The 13,275-nt window shown below is 57.0% G+C and carries 14 protein-coding genes; 10 read left to right on the top strand and 4 right to left on the bottom strand.

Going from position 1 to position 13,275, the window contains the following annotated elements:
- The first annotated feature begins 124 nt into the window (after positions 1 to 124).
- From LG327_RS18180 to LG327_RS18160, 5 genes are all read left to right on the top strand, one after another.
- The gene (locus LG327_RS18180; protein ID WP_404364132.1) at positions 125 to 931 is read left to right on the top strand and encodes an Fpg/Nei family DNA glycosylase; all 807 of its coding nucleotides are present in this window, start codon (positions 125 to 127) and stop codon (positions 929 to 931) included.
- Positions 932 to 1,038: 107 nt separating this feature from the next.
- Positions 1,039 to 1,623 (top strand): tRNA-uridine aminocarboxypropyltransferase, encoded by a 585-nt coding sequence (locus LG327_RS18175; protein WP_404364130.1) that lies wholly within the window; start codon positions 1,039 to 1,041, stop codon positions 1,621 to 1,623.
- 185 nt (positions 1,624 to 1,808) lie between these two features.
- Positions 1,809 to 2,441: an HPF/RaiA family ribosome-associated protein gene (locus LG327_RS18170; protein WP_404364128.1), complete on the top strand. Its 633-nt coding sequence runs from the start codon at positions 1,809 to 1,811 to the stop codon at positions 2,439 to 2,441.
- Between the two features lie 61 nt (positions 2,442 to 2,502).
- Entirely contained in the window at positions 2,503 to 2,889 is a 387-nt protein-coding gene (locus LG327_RS18165; RefSeq protein ID WP_404364126.1) for a DUF2267 domain-containing protein, read from the top strand.
- 187 nt (positions 2,890 to 3,076) lie between these two features.
- Complete coding sequence (locus LG327_RS18160) at positions 3,077 to 3,937, top strand: NAD-dependent protein deacetylase (RefSeq protein ID WP_404369543.1); 861 nt, start codon at positions 3,077 to 3,079, stop codon at positions 3,935 to 3,937.
- A gap of 8 nt (positions 3,938 to 3,945) precedes the next feature.
- On the opposite strand, the gene LG327_RS18155 is transcribed toward LG327_RS18160, so the two are convergent.
- The gene (locus tag LG327_RS18155; RefSeq protein ID WP_404364124.1) at positions 3,946 to 4,740 is read right to left on the bottom strand and encodes an SDR family NAD(P)-dependent oxidoreductase; all 795 of its coding nucleotides are present in this window, start codon (positions 4,738 to 4,740) and stop codon (positions 3,946 to 3,948) included.
- Positions 4,741 to 4,950: 210 nt separating this feature from the next.
- On the opposite strand from LG327_RS18155, the gene LG327_RS18150 reads away from it, so the two are divergent.
- Complete coding sequence (locus LG327_RS18150) at positions 4,951 to 5,913, top strand: ribonuclease Z (RefSeq protein WP_404364122.1); 963 nt, start codon at positions 4,951 to 4,953, stop codon at positions 5,911 to 5,913.
- A 47-nt stretch (positions 5,914 to 5,960) separates the two neighbouring features.
- Here the strand turns inward: LG327_RS18150 and LG327_RS18145 are convergent, their stop codons facing one another.
- Positions 5,961 to 6,995 (bottom strand): aldo/keto reductase, encoded by a 1,035-nt coding sequence (locus LG327_RS18145; protein ID WP_404364121.1) that lies wholly within the window; start codon positions 6,993 to 6,995, stop codon positions 5,961 to 5,963.
- Positions 6,996 to 7,327: 332 nt separating this feature from the next.
- On the opposite strand from LG327_RS18145, the gene LG327_RS18140 reads away from it, so the two are divergent.
- The 4 genes from LG327_RS18140 to LG327_RS18125 all read left to right on the top strand — a co-directional run bounded on the left by LG327_RS18140 (position 7,328) and on the right by LG327_RS18125 (position 9,799).
- Positions 7,328 to 7,867: a porin family protein gene (locus LG327_RS18140; RefSeq protein ID WP_404364120.1), complete on the top strand. Its 540-nt coding sequence runs from the start codon at positions 7,328 to 7,330 to the stop codon at positions 7,865 to 7,867.
- 71 nt (positions 7,868 to 7,938) lie between these two features.
- The gene (locus LG327_RS18135; RefSeq protein ID WP_404364118.1) at positions 7,939 to 8,376 is read left to right on the top strand and encodes a nucleoside deaminase; all 438 of its coding nucleotides are present in this window, start codon (positions 7,939 to 7,941) and stop codon (positions 8,374 to 8,376) included.
- Positions 8,377 to 8,467: 91 nt separating this feature from the next.
- The gene (locus tag LG327_RS18130) at positions 8,468 to 9,043 is read left to right on the top strand and encodes a methylated-DNA--[protein]-cysteine S-methyltransferase (protein WP_404364117.1); all 576 of its coding nucleotides are present in this window, start codon (positions 8,468 to 8,470) and stop codon (positions 9,041 to 9,043) included.
- 87 nt (positions 9,044 to 9,130) lie between these two features.
- Positions 9,131 to 9,799 carry a glutathione S-transferase family protein gene (locus LG327_RS18125; protein ID WP_404364115.1) on the top strand — a complete coding sequence of 223 codons (669 nt, stop codon included), beginning with the start codon at positions 9,131 to 9,133 and terminating at the stop codon, positions 9,797 to 9,799.
- Positions 9,800 to 9,817: 18 nt separating this feature from the next.
- Here the strand turns inward: LG327_RS18125 and LG327_RS18120 are convergent, their stop codons facing one another.
- Both LG327_RS18120 and LG327_RS18115 read right to left on the bottom strand, forming a co-directional pair.
- Positions 9,818 to 10,978, bottom strand: a complete 1,161-nt coding sequence (locus LG327_RS18120) for a GNAT family N-acetyltransferase (RefSeq protein WP_404364113.1) — start codon at positions 10,976 to 10,978, stop codon at positions 9,818 to 9,820.
- A 19-nt stretch (positions 10,979 to 10,997) separates the two neighbouring features.
- Positions 10,998 to 13,133 carry a TonB-dependent receptor plug domain-containing protein gene (locus LG327_RS18115; RefSeq protein WP_404364111.1) on the bottom strand — a complete coding sequence of 712 codons (2,136 nt, stop codon included), beginning with the start codon at positions 13,131 to 13,133 and terminating at the stop codon, positions 10,998 to 11,000.
- Positions 13,134 to 13,275 lie beyond the last annotated feature (142 nt).

Here is a 13,275-nt window from a genome sequence, read left to right as displayed (position 1 = left end):
TCTCGACACATGTAACATTTTGCCTGCAGCCCCGCTCTCGAGACTTTGATCGGACGTCGGTTGATATCCGTTTCCCCGCCAGCACATCAACAGATGTACTCATATCAATTGCAAGGGGGTTGGGATGCCTGAATTACCTGACGTGGAGGTTTTCAAGCGTTACATCGATGCCACTTCGCTGAAAAAGAAGATTGTTCGGGTGGAGGTGCCCGACTCGAAGGTGCTCGTTGACTGCAGCGCCGGAGAACTGGCCGACGCCGTCCGGGACAATTCGTTGCTCGGAACCCGGCGCTGGGGCAAGCATCTGTTCGCTGAGCTGGACAGCGGAAACTGGCTGGCCCTGCATTTCCGGATGACCAGCTATCCCCGTTATTTCAAAATGCCCGAAGGCGATGAAGAAGACAGCAGAGACGCCAGATACGACGCGGTGCGTTTCTTTTTCGACAATGATTACGCCTTTGCCTTCAATTCCCGCCGGAAGCTGGGGCGCATACAGGTGATCGATGACCCGGACCGGTTTGCCGAGGAGCACGACCTGGGTCCCGATGCTCTTTCACTGAGCGAGGACCAGTTTGCAGAGCTGGCGGCAGGCAGTCGGGCAGGGGTGAAATCCATGCTGATGAACCAGAAACTGCTCAGTGGCATAGGCAATGAATACTCGGATGAAATCCTTTTTCAGGCAAAGCTCCACCCGGAAAAAAAGACCAACAGGCTCCACGAAGCTGGCCATCGGAAGCTCTACCGGATCATGAATGAGGTGCTGGAAGAAGCTATCAATGCCAAAGTCGACCCTGAAAAAATGCCGGACCACTTCCTCACTCCCAACCGTCAGGAGGGAAAGCCCTGTCCCCGTTGCGGAAGTGCACTTGAGAAAATAACCGCTGCCGGCCGCTCGGCCTACATCTGTCCGTCCTGTCAGCCGGAGCCGTGATTGCCTGTCTTTCCGTTCACCTGACAGGGATCTGTTGTGATCCATACAGCACATCAGGTCTGATATATTACCGGCTTGATTCACTGGGCAGATAGAGGATTAACTCCATGCGCGAGGGGCTGTGTCACCAGTGCGGTGTGCACAGGAACATCTGTGTCTGTGATGTCTGTCAGCCAATCTCCGGAGCCCCTGTGATCTGGGCGCTACAGCATCCCAGCGAGGTTGCACGTGCGAAGGGCACGTTGCGGATTGCCCGGGCATGCCTGCCCTCACTGCAGGTGAGAGTGGGGGAGACCCCGGAGGATTTTGCCGAGCCCGCTGCCCGAGCGGCTTCTGCTGGCATGGGGCTGCTATTCCCCACAGAAGGAAGCCAGCCGCTGGAGTCGTCTGTGCTGGACCCGATGATGGAGTGGCTGGTAGTCGACGGCACCTGGCGCAAAGCCAGCCGGATTTTTCATACCAACCCCTGGCTGCAGAAGCTGCCCCGCTATCATTTTGAGCAGCCGCCCGAGTCAAAATACTGCATTCGCAGGGCGTCCCGCTCAGACAGTCTCTCCACGGCTGAAGCTATCACATGTCTGATAGGCACACTTCGGCCAGAACTGGACACTTCGACACTCGAAAACGCCATGCGAGCGCTGGTTGATCGCCAACTGGCGGCGATGCCTCCGGCTGCCCGCAGCCGTTACTGAGCCCCGGCTGTCAGCTTCGGCGTATCTGTCGCCTTTGCTGGCAGGCCTGTTTGGCCTTCGCGAATTTCTTTTCTGCAGACGGTTGAAATTATTTTTACTGCTCTCAGGTTTCTAGTAGATGGCACCGCACACTGTTATGAGGCGGCGCCAACCTGCAGAAACCGTATCAGTAAAGGGCCTTTTATATGCAGATCCCTCTCGAGATCAAGTTTGATGATGTCGATTCTTCTGGCTGGATTGAGGACTACGTCCGTGAACGTGCCGAAAAGCTCGATCGCCTGTGTGACAATCTGATGTCCTGCCGGGTGGTGGTTGAACGCGCCCAGCACAGCCATCAGACGGGGAACCCCTATCGTGTGCGGGTTGAAGTAACCCTGCCCCCGAAGAAGGACCTGGTTGCAGACAAGGAGGGCACTGTCGGGGACCCCCATGTGCAGCTGCGACCGGTTATTCGCAGGGCCTTTGAGGCAATGGAAAAGCAGATCCAGAAGGAAACGGCCAAGCGCAGCGGCGCAGTCAAGAACCATTTCGTGGAGACGCCCACGGCTCTGGTAGTGCGAGTGTTCCCTGAAGAGGGTTACGGCTTTATCAAGTCGCCCACTGACAGTGAGGAATACTATTTCCACAGAAACGCAGTACTGCACGATGACTTCGACCGGCTGACACCGGGCACCGAGGTGAGGTTTGAGCCAAATATGGGGGATGATGGACCCCAGGCAAGTTCGGTTCAGATCATCGGGAAGCCCGGAGCCACACCTGTTGAGGAGCCAGAGGGAACGGAGGCACCCGACGGCTGGGAAGCGGGTGAGCCGCAATAATCTGTCCGGCTTTGGCCAGGATATCAAGGAGCCAACATTCAGATAAACGGAGGTAACGAATATGACATTCGATGATTTTCTGGGAATCGTTCAGGATCGTGCAAAACTTGATTCGCTGGGAGCTGCCATGAAGGCGACCCGCGTAACGCTGAATACCCTCAGAGAGCGCCTGACCGGCAATGAGCCAAAAGATGTGGCCTCGCAGCTGCCAGAGGAAATAGGTGTGCACCTGCTCCCGGAAGTGGAAGGTGACGGTGAGCGCTTCGGCGTGGACGACTTCATTGCACGGGTCGCCGAGCGGGAGGGCGTGCCCACAGTACAGGCCACGCATCATGCCCAGGTGGTAATGGGAGCGATTAACGAGGCTGTGTCCCCTGGCGAGATGGAGAAAGTGCGTGGTCAGCTTCCTGACGACTACGCTCTGCTGTTTGAGAAGACCTGGCCGTAAACCGGTTTCGAACATGCTTTCCGGCTTCCGGCATCTTGCCGGAGCCGGATTTTGTGTGTCGGGGCATTGTGCGGATGTACGAGCTCTTGGAAGCAGGCTTTGTGCGCCCTAAACTGGCTGGAAAACGGGTGCAATAAGCAGGTTCCAGCAGATGGCAATGATAAAAGACATGACACGCACCGCTCCCATGCCGGGCGCTGATCTCCCCCTTTGTGATCAAACAGTTGCCGATGCAGCAGACGCCCTGGCAGAGTTCATCCAGCACCACCCCCGCCTGTTTGTTCTTACCGGAGCAGGTGTGAGCACAGATTCGGGTATCCCGGATTATCGGGATGGCGAAGGTGCCTGGAAGCGCCGGCAGCCGGTTCAGCATCAGGATTTCATGTGTTGCGAACATACCCGCAAGCGCTACTGGGGGCGAAGCCTTGTCGGCTGGCCCGTGATCCGCAACGCCCGCCCCAACCCTGCCCATTTTCAGGTCGCGGAGCTGGAAAACCGGGGGCTGACAAGCCTTCTGGTCACGCAGAATGTCGACCGGCTACATCAACATGCGGGCAGCCGGCAGGTGGTCGATCTCCATGGTCGGGCAGACCAGGCGGTGTGCATGAGTTGCGGCTATCACTGTGACCGGGACGAGGTCCACGAGCGTTGTCACGATTTGAATCCGGCTTTCCGCCACTTCACAGCCAGCTCTGCGCCAGATGGTGACGCGGATCTGGAAGTAGACTTCGCAAGCTTTGAGGTGGCGAACTGTCCGATGTGCGACGGTATCCTCAAGCCGGATGTGGTCTTTTTTGGCGACAACGTGCCCAGAGCCCGGGTTGTCTCCGCTCTTGAGGCACTCAGAGAGAGTGATGGCCTGCTGGTGATTGGCTCATCACTGATGGTTTATTCCGGTTTCCGTTTCTGTCGCCATGCCCGGGAATGGGATAAGCCCATTGCCACCCTCAATCTCGGCCGCACCCGGGCAGACCCGCTTGTGGACCTGAAACTCAATGCCCGAATCGCCGAAACCCTGACAGCCACCCTTGAAAGGGTCCGGGCCTGAAACCGGCCTCAGGCAATGGAATCCACAACACCGCCGTCAACCCGGAGTGCGGCCCCGGTGGTGGCTGAAGCCTGCTTTGAGCAGGTGTAGACGATCATGTTAGCCACTTCCTGAACAGAGGCGGGACGTCGGATGATTGAAGATGGCCGTTTTTCCGCGACAAAATCCCTGCCGGCCTGCTCCAGGGACACACCCCGTTCTTCGGCATCTTCTGCAAGCATGCCTGCAACGCCGTCACTCAGGGTAGGACCCGGCAACACCGCATTGACGGTGACGCCAGTTCCCGCCATGCGCTTGGCAAGCCCCCGGGAAATGCTGAGAACGGCGGTCTTGGTAAAACCATACTGGATCATTTCGGCCGGAATATTCAGTCCGGATTCCGAGGACAGGAAAACCACCCGTCCCCAGTCTTTTTCCTGCATGCGGGGCATGTAAGCCCTGGCCAGACGTATCCCGGACATGACATTTGTGTCGAAGTAGCGCTGCCAGTCTGCGTCCTGGGTCTCGAAGAAATCCATTATCTCGAAGATGCCGAGATTGTTCACCAGAATGTCGCACGCTGGCTCTTTTTCCACCAGCAGCGTGCAGCCTGCCGCCTCCGACAGGTCTGCTGCCACGCCCCGGACTTCGGCTCCGGGAGCTGCTTCCCGGATATGCCCAATCGCCCTGTCGACGCTTTCGTGTGTTCGTCCATTGATCACCACGGTGGCACCGGCGATTGCCAGTTCCGTCGCGGATGCCAGACCAATGCCCTTGGTTGATCCGGTCACTATGGCGGTCTTTCCGTTGAGTTCGATCTGCATGGGGCCTCCTTGATTCCTGTGGTCGCTGGATTTCGATTAAAAACGCTACGACTGATAATAGCCTAACCCAGGAAGAGGGCATGTTGGAGGGGTAACCCGAAAAGTGGTGACCGGAAAGCCTGTAGCCTGACGGATGTTGTTCCTGGCCTGGCCAGGTTACATTAGAAAAAGAAGTCCCATAAATCTGACTACCAGGACCTTTCAGACTACATGGAAATCCAGTTTCTCGGCACCTCAGCTGGCATGCCAACGAAGCAGCGAAACGTTTCCGCCACGGCCATCAGGAGAGCGAACTCGAAATCCTGGTACCTGGTGGACTGTGGCGAAGCCACCCAGCACCGGCTACTGCATACCTCCCTGTCCCTCCATAACCTGGAGGGGGTGTTTATTACCCATATGCATGGGGACCACTGCTATGGCCTGCCGGGGCTGCTGGCTACGGCTTCCATGTCGGGACGCAAGGCACCCCTGACCATTGTCGGACCGAGACAGCTCCGTCTTTTCCTCGAGGCTACGATGGCGTCAACGGACATGAACCCGGGGTTCCCGATTGAATACGTGCGACTGGAAGACATGGCTGGCCGGCTGGCGGTGGGGGAGTTTGACGTAGAAGCGGTGGAGCTGTCCCACCGGATCCCTTCCTGGGCCTTTGGTTTTTATGAAACCCCCGCCCACCGGAAGCTGGACATCGACAGGCTCGAGCAGCATGGCGTCAAACCGGGCCCCGAATGGGGACAGATTCAGAAGGGCGAGGACGTGGTTCTCGCCGACGGTCGTCTCATCCGCAGCGAAGACTATCTGCTGAAACCGTCAAAGCCCCGAAAGATCATAATAGCGGGGGACAACGACATGCCTGAACGCCTGATGGAGAGCGCCACTTCCGCCAACGTGCTGGTACACGAGGCAACCTATACCCAGGCGAGGGCCGATAAGGTAGGAAACAAGCCGCAGCACAGTTCGGCAAAGATGATTGCCAGCTTTGCCGAGCGTGCGGCCGTGCCCAACCTGATCCTCACCCACATAAGCCCCCGTTATCAGCGTCCGGGAACCGCAGCGGAGACTCTGGATGAGCTTGAGGGCGAGGCCCGGCAGTTTTTTTCCGGAAGCCTGTTCCTCGCCAATGATTTCGACAGGTATCAACTGAGTCACTCGGGTGAGCTGGAAAAGCTTTAAGGCTGCTGGCTCTGAGAACCTGATCCGGCTTCACGGTTTATACCCAATTATGTTGTCGCGCTGTGAACGGTGCGTTTGCCGGAATCCGGTTTTTTTCTGGCAGGCGGGGCCATGAATTCCGGTCCGACAGGGTCTTTGATGTGCTCATCCAGAATGGCATCGATCTGTTTCATTGCATCCGCATCCAGGCTCCAGCCCTCTATATCTCCGACAGGATCAAGCTGATCCGGGCGCCGGGCTCCCCAGAGTGCAGTGGTTACGCCTTTCTGATCAATGAGCCAGCGCAGGGCCAGAGCGAGAACGTTTTTCTGGGCATAATCCCGGGCAAACCTGTCGAGCGCGTCGACGGCAGCCAGATACTGGCGGAAGCGGTCCCCCTGGAACTTGGGGTCGCTCTTCCGGAGGTCATCGCCTTCAAATTGCGTCTGTTCGGACATTTTGCCGCTCAGCAATCCTCTGCAGATACCGCCATAGGTGATGGTGGCAATGCCATTATCCCTGCAGTAGGGGAGGATATCCTCCTCAATCTGCCGCTCGAAAAGGTTGTAGGGCGGCTGCAGGCTATGAAGTGGAGCAAATTTCCGGAACTCGTCCATCTGTTCCGGGCTGAAATTGCTCACGCCCACTGCCCTTATTTTGCCGTCCCTGTGCAGTTTCTCCATGGCTTTTGCGGTTTCTTCCATGGGGGTCAGGGGGTCAGGCCAGTGAACCTGATAGATGTCGATGCGGTCTGTCTGCAGTCGCTGCAGGGAATCCTCGACCTCCCGCTCAATGCGCGCTGCGGAGGCGTCCCGCCAGACCTGGTTCTGGTCCAGGTTCCAGTTAAGAGCCACCTTGGTGGCCAGCGCCACCTTTTCGCGACGACCGCCGGCAAGCGCCCTGCCTACGAGTTCTTCAGACCGCCCAAAACCGTAAGCCGGCGCCGTGTCGATCAGGCCAATGCCCTTGTCGATGGCGGCGTGAATGGTGTCAATGGAACGCTTTTCATCGGTTCCGCCCCACATCCAGCCACCAATGGCCCAGGTACCAAGACCGACCGGGGTCACTTTGATGTCCGTATTACCGAAAGCTAGCGTTTTCATGGTCTTCCCCCTTGGTTGGTTCACTTTTACCATAAGGTTAACTTTCACCATAACAAGGTCGGCCCGGAACCCTGAATTTGCTCATTGAATAGGCGATTTCTGACCTGAAATCACCGGATCCTTCTCTCACAGCAATGGTGAAGAGCTTCTCTGGGGCGCCAGAATCCTGGTCATCTGAAATCAAGGCTCTGTAAGTTGCCGGAACTTACGGATTACATTCAGGATAAGAAGGGTTAGTGCCTATGGCTTAACCGGAGGCATTGAGTCATTTTGGCGACAGTGGAAACAGAAACTCCACAACTTCCATCACCTGACACAAACTGAGGCATACAATGAACAGAATCCCTGCTTTTTTTGCAATGGCGACACTGGGCATCCTTGCCGCACCTGTTGCCGCGGATCTCTATAAGACCGGAGGCGGTAGCCTCTATGCTGGTGGCAACTACACCTTTGTTGATCTTGACGCCAATGGTTTCGATGCCGATCTGGGTACACTGTCAGCCAAGGTGGGCGGTTATGTAACGCCTTATTTCGGCCTTGAGGCCCGTGCCGGCTTTGGCGTTGCTGATGAGGATGTTGGCTTTGATACAGACCTGTCGGTGAACAGCTTCTTCGGTGGCTATGCTACACTCAATATGGTCAACGAATCGCCGGTAACGCCCTATGGTATCCTCGGATTTACCCGTTATGAGCTTGAGGTTGATGGCCCATTTGGATCTGATAAAGACGATGAGACAGACTTTTCTTTCGGCGCGGGTGTAAACGTAGCAATTACTGAAGAGTTATCCGGTAACCTTGAATACATGCGTTATGTCGACACCGGCGACGTAACGGCGGATGGTATTGGCTTGGGTCTGACCTTTCACTTCTGAGGTTTCGTCTCTGATCTCTCAGTTGTAAAAACGGGGCGCAAGCCCCGTTTTCGTTTGTTCTGGAGAAAAACATGGACAGATTCATGGAAGCTGCCATTGAGGAAGCCCGCAAGGGTCTTGCTGAGGGTGGCATTCCCATAGGTTCGGTTCTTGTGCTGGATGGCGAAATCATTGGCCGTGGTCATAACCGCCGGGTGCAGCGGGGCAGTGTAGTGCTCCATGCGGAGATGGATTGTCTGGAAAGTGCCGGCCGTCTGAAGGCGTCGGACTATCAGCGTACCACTCTCTATTCAACCCTTTCGCCCTGTGACATGTGCAGTGGTGCAGCGCTCCTCTACGGTATCCCCCGCATCGTGGTCGGTGAGAACCTGACCTTTCAGGGTCCCGAGGCCTACGTGCGCAGCCGCGGCGTGGCGGTGGAAGTACTGGACAACCAGGAATGCCGCCAACTCATGGAAGCATTTATCCGCCAGAGCCCCGAGCTCTGGAATGAAGACATAGGTGAGTAGCCTTTTGCCCATGTGACAGTTCCTGCGGGACTCTTCCTCCAGTCAATCTTATACTCAGGTTGTCAGCGACATTGATGGTGGGGATTCAGCAATGACCAGTACGGTGAAAAGCCAGCAGCTGCGGGGCCCGGCAGGGTCTCAGTTCAGCGAACACCGAAAGCGGGAAGCGCTGCATTTTGCGTTTGGAACATGCTCTCTCGGAGTCGTTCTCGTGGCATCGACCAGGCAGGGAATCTGCAGCATCCTCCTGGGTGACGATCCGGCGGCACTTATGCAGGAGCTGAAGGGCCATTTCCGGACCACCAATGTCATCAGCGGGGGGCCGGGTCTGGAGCGTCAGGTGGCTGCTGTGGTGGATCTTGTGGAAGCACCCTGCACAGCCTCAGCACTGCCTCTGGATATTCGCGGCACCCCTTTTCAGCAGCAGGTGTGGAAGGCCCTTCGGACCATCCCCGCCGGCCAGACAGTCAGCTACACCGAGCTTGCCCATCGCATTGGATCCCCCTCCGCATTCCGTGCAGTGGCTGGCGCCTGTGCCGCCAACCCTCTGGCAGTGGCGGTTCCCTGTCACCGGGTGGTTCGCAAAGACGGAGGACTCTCTGGCTATCGCTGGGGTGTGGTCCGCAAGCAGGCGCTGCTGGAGCGTGAAAAGCGGATGTCAGTGTGACTCTCCGGCGGAGCCCCAGCTGTCGGATTATGGCTCTTCCCCCGGTTGCCGGAAAAGGTAAACTGCGTATTTCCATTCAGGGAGGAAATGATGAAGCTCATTATCGGTAACAAAAACTACTCATCCTGGTCCTTAAGGCCATGGCTTCTGCTGACAGCTCATGGGATTCCCTTTGAGGAAGTCCGTATTCCCCTGAAAACAGAGCACACCAAAGCATCCCTCATGACCTGGTCGGATGCCGGCAAGGTGCCTGTGCTGCACGAGGATGGCCTGGTGGTCTGGGATTCCCTGGCTATCTGTGAGTACATTTCTGAACGTTACCTGGAAGGCAGGGGGTGGCCTGAAGATATGCAGCACAGGGCCAGAGCCAGGGCCTGTGCTGCCGAGATGCATTCCGGCTTTGCCCAGCTCCGGGAGTCCATGACCATGAACTGCCGGGCGACAGGGCGCCGGGTGGACATTACTCCGGCGTTGCAGTCCGAGATAGACCGGATCATTCAGCTCTGGTCCGGCCTGAGGTCCGAGTTTGCAGAGAAAGGGCCCTGGCTGTTCGGCGAGTTCAGCATTGCCGACTGCATGTATGCTCCGGTGGTCTCCCGTTTTCGAACCTATGGCGTTGAGGTCCCCCAGGTGTGCGCTGATTACATGGCACATGTCATTGCAAGCGAGGCCATGGCGCTCTGGCTGAAACAGTCGGGGGAGGAAAAGGAAACCATTCCCGCCTACGAGGTGGGACTGACGCCAGCAGATGAATAGTCGCTCAGATTTCCCGCCTCACCCCTCTCGGCGGTAAGGCAGGGCTTCCATCGCCGCCTGGTGGTATGCGTGGGTCTGAGCCCGCTCGTCGGCACAGAAGCCTTCCAGCGCGTCGGAAAAACCGGAGTGAGCTACCCAGTGCCAGGAATGTGTAAGCTGGGGTTCAAAGCCCCGCACCAGCTTGTGCTCCCCCTGTGCTCCGGCGTCGAAACAGTGAAAACCCTTCCTGATGGCCAGTTCAATGCCCTGGTAATAGCAGGTTTCAAAATGCAGGTGGTTATACTCTTCCAGGCAGCCCCAGTAGCGGCCATAAAGAGTGTCCTGTCCCATCAGAAACAGCGCTCCGGCAATCATTTCTCCGTCTTTCACGGCCATGATCACATGTAAGTGTTCTGGCTGATGCTTTTGCAGGGCCCGGAAAAACTCAAGATTGAGATAGGGCCGCTGGCCCCGCTTGAGATAGGTAGCCTGGTAGAAAACGTAAAACGCCGAGAGCACGTGATCAGGCAGGTCGGCCCCGGGGAAATGGGCGAAAGTAATGCCCTGGTCTGCGACCTGCTGGCGTTCTTTGCGAATTGACTTGCGCTTTCGGGAGGTAAGTTCAGCGAGAAAATCTCCAAACTCCCGGTAGTTCCGGTTAAACCAGTGAAACTGGCAGCCAAGCCTGTGCAGCCGGTCCATTCCCGTGAGCAGTTTCTGGTCCTGCGGATCTGGAAACAGCAGATGCCACGAATGACCTTTCAGCTCCAGAGCCGTGGTATCGAGGGCTGCCTGAAGCCGCTCCGGTGTCAGCTGCTCGCGGAACTCTGGGTCCAGCAGAAGACGGGGGCCGGTTGACGGGGTAAACGGGATGGCAATCAGCAGCTTTGGATAGTATTCCAGGCCGTAGCGCTGAAAGGCATCGGCCCAGGCCCAGTCAAAAACGTACTCACCCATGGAATGATGTTTTAGCCAGGCGGGGGCCACGCCTACCAGTCGATCGCCCTGATAGAACGTGAGATGGGAGGGGGTCCAGCCGGTGGCTGTGGTGGTGCAGCCAGTGCGTTCCAGTGCCCAGAGGAAACTGTGCCGCAGGAATGGGTTGCCGAACCCGGCGAAGCCATTCCAGACGGCCTCCGGAATGTCCGCCATGGAGCCCAGCGTTTCGATCCGGAAGGCGGGTTTACCTGAGTCCGTCATGGTGCGGCCTTCTGCTGATTCAAAACCGGGCGGCGGCCTCAAAGAAGTAGTGAGTGTGATCATCATACCGGTTGTCGCGGAACATGATGGGTTCACCATGAACATAGTGCTGAAGCTTTGCCGCTATCTCAAAGGTCTGACGTGGCTGGTAAAAGGTTTTGGCCAGTCTCAGATCAACCCGGTCATAGCGGTGTTCTCCCAGATCCCTGGTCACATAGTAGGCGGTGGAGCCGGATATGCCATGCTGGAACTGCTGTATCCAGGCGAAGCTGCCCGAGTGCTCGGCGGTGAGCCGGCCCTGCAGACGGATGTAACGCTCCTCCCGGGTTTCCTTTACTGGCGGCCCCCGGTACTCCGCTTCCTGGTCCAGAAAGGCATAGGTAAGGCGGAACTGGCTGTCGCGGAATTCGAGGGAGTTTTCCAGTTCTACTCCCCGCTGATCCAGCGCCACAAAGTTGCCCAGGTCCCAGCTTGGGTTGCCCTGCGAGTCCGTGTCTGCGAACACGCCGCTAATGATATCCCGCAGGCTGTCATTGAACAGCTTGATTTCGGAGGAGAGCATGCCATCGCCCAGCCTGAACTGGCCAAAATAACTGATTTCCCGGGAAATGATCCGCTCCTCTTCGAGGTTGCCCAAAGCCTGCCACTCTATGATGCGTTCTCCCTCCAGCGCGGGAGCAAGAAATTCCGGTTCGATATTCTCTCCGCGGTATCCCCAGTCGGCGCTCTGTTCAAAGGCATCGGGTGTGCGAACGGCTTTTGAGAAGACAAAGCGGAGCGTCTGGTTATCCGTCAGCTGGAAGTTGGCGGCAAATCTTGGAGAAAAGAAACTCTCGTCGAGGCTGCTGCTTTTTTCCCAGCTGCCTCCGGCATTGAATGTCAGCCAGTACACTGGCGTGAATTCGACATTGCCGAACACCAGAGTCTGGTAATTGCTGCCATCTCCATTGAAAAAGGTTTCTGACTCGAAGCGGTCCTCGCGATAGTTGCCCCCCGATACAATGCGCAGGTGATCGCTCAGCAGGAGGGTGTCCTGGAGTTCGAATTCCAGGCGTTCTTCCTCTATGTCCTGGTTTGCGTCTGTGCATATTTCTACCGGATTACCCAGGGTACCGGCAGGGATGCAGCTGCGCCACTCCTGACGCCGGTTATAATTCTGGAAGCTGGTCTGGAAATGGATGAAGTGACGGCTAGTGAAGTGATGATCCCACTTGCCCTGCACATAGTAATCGTCGCCGGTTACCGCCGGGATGCCCTGAATGCCAAAGTCGGTGCCGTATTGCTGGGCGTCCTCTTCGTCGTAGACTTCGGTGTAACCCAGCCTCAGGTCCAGAGAGTTCCGGTTGTCGATGGTCAGCGTTGAGTCATGGGTGAATGAATTGAACCGGAAACTGTCATCAAACGGCGTCCTCTCGGTACTCTTTGTCCCATCGTCGGGATTGATGAAACGATAACCAAAGCCGTCAGATTCACGGCGGTTGAAGGACAGCCGCCAGTCGTAATTGCCGACACGGTCACCCACGGAACCAAAGGCCTGGCGGTAACCGGGATCCCCGCCCCGGAGACGCACATGGACGCCGTGAGTGTCTTCCGGAGAGAGAGTGATGATATTGATGCTCGCCAGAAAAGCGTTGATGCCGTAGGTGGCCGAATTGGGTCCTCGTGTCACTTCAATCCGTTCAATGTTTTCCAGCGGGACCGGCATGGCATGCCAGTCAACATCGGCAATATTCGGCTGGTAGGCCGTACGGCCATCCACCTGGACCTGCAGACGGCGTTGCTCATCAGCAACCGTACCATGGTAGCTGACCACTGGCTGGTTGCTCTGCACGAAACCCACAGTCATGCCGGGCACCAGGCGGAAAACCTCCCAGAGATGGAGTATTCCCAGCTCTCTGATCAGTTCCCCGCGGATGACCGTGGTCGTGCCTGGTACGCGGGATTTGGGTTGCCGCAGTCTGGTCGTGGACAGGACCTCAGGTACCGATTCCTCAAGAATGAAATCGTACTCTTCGTCAAAAGTCAGGTGAGCCTCAGACTCCTGAAGGCTGTTTTTCGCCGGGACGGGTGAATCTCCGGCATTTGCAGACAGGACGTGGCCTGCAACGAGGGCACAGACTGCTGCGCACTGATACCATGCGCGAGATGACGTCATCGAAACTCTTCCGGCCGAGCGCTTCCACCGGTGGAAGCAGATTTTTCGAGTTTGTTTTCTGGTTAGGATAAAGAACTTCCCCGTCGGTGTCTCGCGCTCCCGGTTTTTCCTGAGTACTTTCCCGGCGTGATAGACTTCGGAC

Origin of the sequence: Marinobacter sp., from assembly GCF_044799475.1 — a bacterium.
Taxonomy (GTDB): Bacteria; Pseudomonadota; Gammaproteobacteria; order Pseudomonadales; family Oleiphilaceae; genus Marinobacter.
This window is presented reverse-complemented; position numbering and strand designations above follow the sequence as displayed.

What these genes read in the sequence shown, in the direction of transcription:
- LG327_RS18180 (WP_404364132.1), top strand. Translation starts at nt 125, where the DNA reads ATGCCTGAATTACCTGACGTGGAGGTTTTCAAGCGTTACATCGATGCC.
- LG327_RS18175 (WP_404364130.1), top strand. Translation starts at nt 1,039, where the DNA reads ATGCGCGAGGGGCTGTGTCACCAGTGCGGTGTGCACAGGAACATCTGT.
- LG327_RS18170 (WP_404364128.1), top strand. Translation starts at nt 1,809, where the DNA reads ATGCAGATCCCTCTCGAGATCAAGTTTGATGATGTCGATTCTTCTGGC.
- LG327_RS18165 (WP_404364126.1), top strand. Translation starts at nt 2,503, where the DNA reads ATGACATTCGATGATTTTCTGGGAATCGTTCAGGATCGTGCAAAACTT.
- LG327_RS18160 (WP_404369543.1), top strand. Translation starts at nt 3,077, where the DNA reads ATGCCGGGCGCTGATCTCCCCCTTTGTGATCAAACAGTTGCCGATGCA.
- LG327_RS18155 (WP_404364124.1), bottom strand. Translation starts at nt 4,740, where the DNA reads ATGCAGATCGAACTCAACGGAAAGACCGCCATAGTGACCGGATCAACC.
- LG327_RS18150 (WP_404364122.1), top strand. Translation starts at nt 4,951, where the DNA reads ATGGAAATCCAGTTTCTCGGCACCTCAGCTGGCATGCCAACGAAGCAG.
- LG327_RS18145 (WP_404364121.1), bottom strand. Translation starts at nt 6,995, where the DNA reads ATGAAAACGCTAGCTTTCGGTAATACGGACATCAAAGTGACCCCGGTC.
- LG327_RS18140 (WP_404364120.1), top strand. Translation starts at nt 7,328, where the DNA reads ATGAACAGAATCCCTGCTTTTTTTGCAATGGCGACACTGGGCATCCTT.
- LG327_RS18135 (WP_404364118.1), top strand. Translation starts at nt 7,939, where the DNA reads ATGGACAGATTCATGGAAGCTGCCATTGAGGAAGCCCGCAAGGGTCTT.
- LG327_RS18130 (WP_404364117.1), top strand. Translation starts at nt 8,468, where the DNA reads ATGACCAGTACGGTGAAAAGCCAGCAGCTGCGGGGCCCGGCAGGGTCT.
- LG327_RS18125 (WP_404364115.1), top strand. Translation starts at nt 9,131, where the DNA reads ATGATGAAGCTCATTATCGGTAACAAAAACTACTCATCCTGGTCCTTA.
- LG327_RS18120 (WP_404364113.1), bottom strand. Translation starts at nt 10,978, where the DNA reads ATGACGGACTCAGGTAAACCCGCCTTCCGGATCGAAACGCTGGGCTCC.
- LG327_RS18115 (WP_404364111.1), bottom strand. Translation starts at nt 13,133, where the DNA reads ATGACGTCATCTCGCGCATGGTATCAGTGCGCAGCAGTCTGTGCCCTC.